Origin of the sequence: Corallococcus llansteffanensis, assembly GCF_003612055.1 — a bacterium.
Lineage (GTDB): Bacteria > Myxococcota > Myxococcia > Myxococcales > Myxococcaceae > Corallococcus > Corallococcus llansteffanensis.
In genome coordinates this window covers 1-5,110 of record NZ_RAWB01000655.1, presented here as the reverse complement: position 1 = coordinate 5,110, position 5,110 = coordinate 1, and the positions used below count along the sequence as shown (strand labels likewise).

The following is a 5,110-nucleotide window of genomic DNA, read 5'->3' as shown; positions in this document are numbered from 1 at the left end:
TCGGGGCCCGGTTCTGACCGTGGCGCGGACCGGGCACCAGCTTGCCCAGCACCCCGCGCGCGGTGCTGGACACCACGCCCGCCTGCCAGTTGCGGCTCAGCGCCTCGGCGGCGTTCACGTCGTCGGCGGCCGCGAGCGTCGTCGCCTCGCGCTCCACACCTCCGCCCAGCTCCTGGCGCACCTTGCCCAGCACCTCGTCGAAGGTGCGCTGCTCCAGCCGGACGATCTCCAGCTGCGCCCGCTCGCGCGGATCCACCGCCGCCTTGAGCAGCGCGTCCGCCTCCGCCGCGGGCGGGCCCCCGAGCAGGAAGAACCAGCGCAGCGCGTCCAGGTCCTCCACCGTCGCCTCGAGCGGCCGGTCCGGACGGCGGTAGATCTGATCGCGCACCACCGCGGCCTTCAGCGTCCACAGCGCCTTCACCACCGACCGCTGGGAGAAGTACTTCGTGGGCACGTAGTCCGGCAGCTTCGACACCTGCGCCACCAGCGTGCGCTCCAGCGCGTCCGTCAGCATCTCAACGCCTTCGAGCACGTTGCCGGGCACCTTCACCAGCGCCACCGCGTCCTGGAGCAGGTCCAGTTGCTGGAGCGTCAGCGTGGCCCGCAGGTCCGGCCGCGTCCCGTGCACGAAGCGGTGCAGCATCGCGGCCCGGCTCTCCCGCCGGGCGAAGGCCTTGGGCACGAAGCAGATGAAGCTCAGCCGGTCCGCGAACGCGAGCAGCAGCTCCGGCGAACGCGCGAGCACCTCGGTGAGGTAGCGGTTGCTCGTCATCACGACGCACTCGGTGCGTCCGGCCGTCACCTTCCGGCCGTGCTTCAGCTCGCGCTCGTACATCACGTTGAGGATGGAGCGCAGCAGCATGTCCCGGCCGTCGAAGACCTCGTCCAGGAACGCGTGCACCGAGCCCAGCATGCCCTCGTCGGTGAGGTACTCGGTGCGCCCCGTCTCCGTGAGCACCTTGAAGTCCACCGGGCCGATGAGGTCCGTCTGCAGCGTGGACTCGGCGATCTGCTTGGAGAACAGCGAGGGCAGTCCCGACATCTCGTCGGTGATGCGCCCCAGGACGGCGCTGGCGACCGCGCTCTTGGCCGTCCCTGGCGGCCCCACCACCAGCACGTGCTCGCGGCACAGCAGCGCCAGCTCGATCTGCGTGAAGAGGGTCTCCCGCTCCAGGTACGTCTCTCTGAGCTCCCCGAAGAAGCGGCGAAAGGACTGGGCGGCCTGCAGGTAGGGGGGAGGAGGCGAAGTCACGGAGGGCCAGAGGGGAGCGGGGAAGGACGCATGCTATCCGCCCCCCTTCCCCTATTTGAAGTGCACCGCGCACGCCCCATCGGGGCAATCACGACCCGCGATGCGGAAGCGGTAGCGGGCCACCACCCCGTACACCGCGTCCGCGAGCTGGCGCAGGCCCGGCACGTAGTACACGTAGAGCAGCCGGCCCAGGGGGCGCCGGCCCAACGCCCGGATGATGGCCTCCGCCCCTTCCAGGACCTGGCCGTCCGCCTGGATGAGCTGCATGGCCTTCTCGCACCGCTCGAAGCTGATGCCAGGGAAGGCGTCCAGGACGCCCTCGTCGCGGAACGAGAGCAGCTGCGTGCCCTGGCCGCCCACCAGTCGCTGCATCTGACGCGCGGCCCCGCTGCAGACGCGGCAGTGGCTGTCGAAGAGGACCACGTCATGTCCCGGCGGCGTTGTCTGGAGCGTCGTCACGCGTCACCTCCCCACCCGCCATCTATGTCAACGGGCCTTGAGGATGTCATGGAGTTGTCCGTGCACGCTGCGCCAGATGTCGTGCTGTCGTTCAATGGGATCCATCAGGGCCAGACCCACCGACGTCGCTGGGGAGCTGCCCTGGAAGGCCGAGTACTGGCGGATGCGCGTGCCGCCAGTGCCGTCGTCGTCGAAGATGAACCGGTTGGTGCCGCGCAACGGGTGGCCGTCCAGGGTGGTGATGTGGACGGTGCGCTGCTCCGCGTCCAGCTTCACGCGGATGGGCGCCCACACCGGCGGCGGCCCCTGCTCCTCCAGGAACAGCCGGGCGCCGTCCTTCAGCGCGCCCGCCGCAGGCCGCAGGAAGATGCCCGCCGCGCCGAAGAGCAGCTCCGGATGGGCGACGAAGGACGCATAGGCCTCCTGCGCGGACACGCCGGGAATGGTGCTGGTGTAGTCGGTGAGCGACGTGGGCGCGCCCGCGATGGGCGGACTCGGCTCCAGGTGCTTCAGGTGCTCGCGCGCGTAGGCGTCCATCGCGGCACCTCCGTCGATGGTCACGCTGACCGCCGCCGCCTCGGTCTGCGCCATCAGCAGCGCCCCCTGCTTCACCTGCTCGCGGAGGGAGCCCGCGGGTCGCGGCGGGAACGCGCCGCCCACGCCGAAGTCGAAGCCATTGTCCTCCCGCGCCCGGAGCGCCCCCTGGGTGGAGGCCCTCGTGGGCACCGGGGCCGGTGTGACGGCGCCCCGGAACACCTCCACGCAGTTGGCCGGGGCGCCCGACGGCGGCCGTGAAGCGGGCGACGGGCTCACGGAGGCGGGGCTGGAGGGGACCTCGGAGGCGGTGAGGTCCGGGCGGATTCCGGACAGCAGGGATTCGATGCGGGACATGGCGGGACACCTTCCTGAATGCAGCGGGGAACCCGCCCGCCCCTTGCAGCGCCTCCGCCACCCCGGGCCGCGTGAAATCACGGGGTTGTCGTCCCACCACATCCCGCGCCCGGCACGACCGTCCGCCGGCCCGGAAGGACTCAGGGGACGGACAAAAAAACAGGGCCGGCGCCCCTCGTCGGAGCACCGGCCCTGGGATGTTCAGCAGCTCACGGCCTTACGACTGGCGGAACTCGGCGTCCACCACGTCGTCCTTGGCCGCGGGCTGGGCGCTGGAGCCCGGCGCCGCGGACGGCTCGCCGCCCGGAGGAGGCGTGGCACCCGGCGCGCCGCCAGTGGCCCGGTACATCTCCTCCGCGGCCTTGTAGGTGGACTGCTGGAGCTTCTCCAGGGCCGCCTTGATGGCGTCCTTGTCCTGCCCCTCGCGGACCTTGTTCAGCTCCGCGACACCGTCCTCGATGGCCTTCGCCACGTCGGGGGTGAGCTTGTCCTTGTTCTCCTTGACCATCTTCTCCGCGGCGTAGGCCTGGCTCTCCGCCTGGTTCTTCACTTCGATGAGCTCGCGGCGCGCCTTGTCCGCGGACTCGTTGGCCCGGGCGTCGGTGACCATCTTCTCCACTTCGTCCTTCGACAGTCCGGACGAGTGGCTGATGGTGACCTTCGTCTCCTTGCCCGTCGCCTTGTCCTTGGCGTTGACGTTGAGGATGCCGTTCGCGTCGATGTCGAACGTCACTTCAATCTGCGGCACGCCGCGCGGCGCCGGAGGCATGCCGGTCAGGTGGAAGCGGCCGAGGCTGCGGTTGTCGCCCGCCATCTCGCGCTCACCCTGCAGCACGTGGATCTCCACCTGCGTCTGACCATCCGCCGCCGTGGAGAAGGTCTCCGACTTGCGCGTGGGGATGGTCGTGTTGCGCTCGATGAGCTTCGTCATCACGCCGCCCAGCGTCTCCACGCCCAGCGACAGCGGCGTCACGTCCAGCAGGAGGATGTCCTTCACTTCGCCGGAGAGCACGCCGGCCTGCACCGCGGCGCCCACGGCCACGACCTCGTCCGGGTTCACCGTGCGGTTCGGCTCCTTGCCGAACAGCCGCTTCACGGCCTCCTGCACCATCGGGATGCGCGTGGAGCCGCCCACGAGCACGACCTCGTTGAGGTCCTTCGGGTCCAGGCCCGAGTCCTTCAGGCACTTGCGGCACGGCTCCAGCGAACGCTCGACCAGATCGCTGATCATCTGCTCGAACTTGGCGCGCGAGAGCTTCACGTTCAGGTGCTTGGGACCTGAAGCGTCCGCCGTGAGGAACGGCAGGTTGATGTCCGTCTGCATCGCGCTGGACAGCTCGATCTTCGCCTTCTCCGCCGCCTCCTTCAGGCGCTGGAGGACCATCTTGTCCTTGCTGACGTCGAGCCCGGTGTCCTTCTTGAACTCGCTGATCAGCCAGTCCATGATCCGCAGGTCGATGTTGTCGCCGCCCAGGTGCGTGTCGCCGTTGGTGGCCAGCACGTCCACGACGTTCTCGCCCACTTCCAGGATGGACACGTCGAAGGTGCCGCCGCCGAAGTCGTAGACGGCGATCTTCTCATCCTTCTTCTTGTCCATGCCGTACGCGAGCGCGGCCGCGGTGGGCTCGTTCACGATGCGGCGCACCGTGAGGCCGGCGATCTCGCCCGCGTCCTTGGTGGCCTGGCGCTGGGCGTCGTTGAAGTACGCCGGGACGGTGATGACCGCCTCCGTCACCTTCTCACCCAGGTAGTTCTCCGCGGCGCGCTTGAGCTTCAGGAGCACCTGCGCGCTGATCTCCGGCGCGCTGTACTGCTTGCCGCTGATGTCGACGCGCGCATCGCCGTTGGGTCCCCGGGCCACCTTGTAGGGGACCAGCTTCGCCTCCTCGGTGGTCTCCTCGTACCGGCGGCCCATGAAGCGCTTGACCGAGTAGATGGTCTGCTCCGGGTTGGTGATGGCCTGACGCTTCGCCACCTGACCGACCAGGCGCTCCCCATCCTTGGTGAAGGCGACCACCGAAGGCGTGGTGGGGGTACCCTCTTCGTTGACGATGACCTTGGGCTCGCGACCCTCCATGATCGCCACCACGCTGTTCGTGGTGCCCAGGTCGATTCCGATAATCTTGCCCACGGTTCCCATCCTCTGGAAATAACTACGGTTTTCCTGCCAAAACCCGATGTATGCCCAACGTAACCACCCCCCCCGGTGTGTCAAACGCGAGGACGGGTTTCCCGTGGGCCCGGGTACCCAGCGCAAAGGTGATGACGCTCGCTGCGTAGCGCAGTGCGCAGTCCATGGCGGGATGTGTCACCGCCCCGCCACGTGCGTGGCACGGGTGCGTAACGCGCTCTACACCGCCGTCACCCCGCGGTAGCAACCGAGCGGCCACATTGACCACCAGCAGACCGGCCAACCCCTTGAAACTCCAGTGAACACATTGACTGACGCCTCGCGTCAGCCCTTGGCGAGAAAAGTGCACAGTCCCCACCGCGTCATCGCTGTCATAC

Annotated in this window: 4 protein-coding genes; all 4 read right to left on the bottom strand. The window is 68.8% G+C overall.

The window, feature by feature from the left end; all coding sequences use genetic code 11:
• Positions 1-1,252: AAA family ATPase (locus D7V93_RS37450; protein ID WP_158623949.1), on the bottom strand; the 1,252-nt coding region annotated here is incomplete at its 3' end.
• Positions 1,253-1,303: 51 nt separating this feature from the next.
• On the bottom strand, positions 1,304-1,711 hold the full coding sequence (locus D7V93_RS37445; RefSeq protein ID WP_120647890.1) for a thiol-disulfide oxidoreductase DCC family protein: 408 nt from the start codon (positions 1,709-1,711) through the stop codon (positions 1,304-1,306).
• A gap of 27 nt (positions 1,712-1,738) precedes the next feature.
• Positions 1,739-2,602 (bottom strand): hypothetical protein, encoded by an 864-nt coding sequence (locus tag D7V93_RS37440; protein WP_120647889.1) that lies wholly within the window; start codon positions 2,600-2,602, stop codon positions 1,739-1,741.
• A 217-nt stretch (positions 2,603-2,819) separates the two neighbouring features.
• Positions 2,820-4,733 carry a molecular chaperone DnaK gene (gene dnaK, locus D7V93_RS37435; RefSeq protein ID WP_120647891.1) on the bottom strand — a complete coding sequence of 638 codons (1,914 nt, stop codon included), beginning with the start codon at positions 4,731-4,733 and terminating at the stop codon, positions 2,820-2,822.
• Positions 4,734-5,110: the final 377 nt, after the last annotated feature.

Bases quoted from the DNA above. Each gene is read 5' to 3' on its own strand.
- D7V93_RS37440 (WP_120647889.1), bottom strand. From the start codon at position 2,602: ATGTCCCGCATCGAATCCCTGCTGTCCGGAATCCGCCCGGACCTCACC.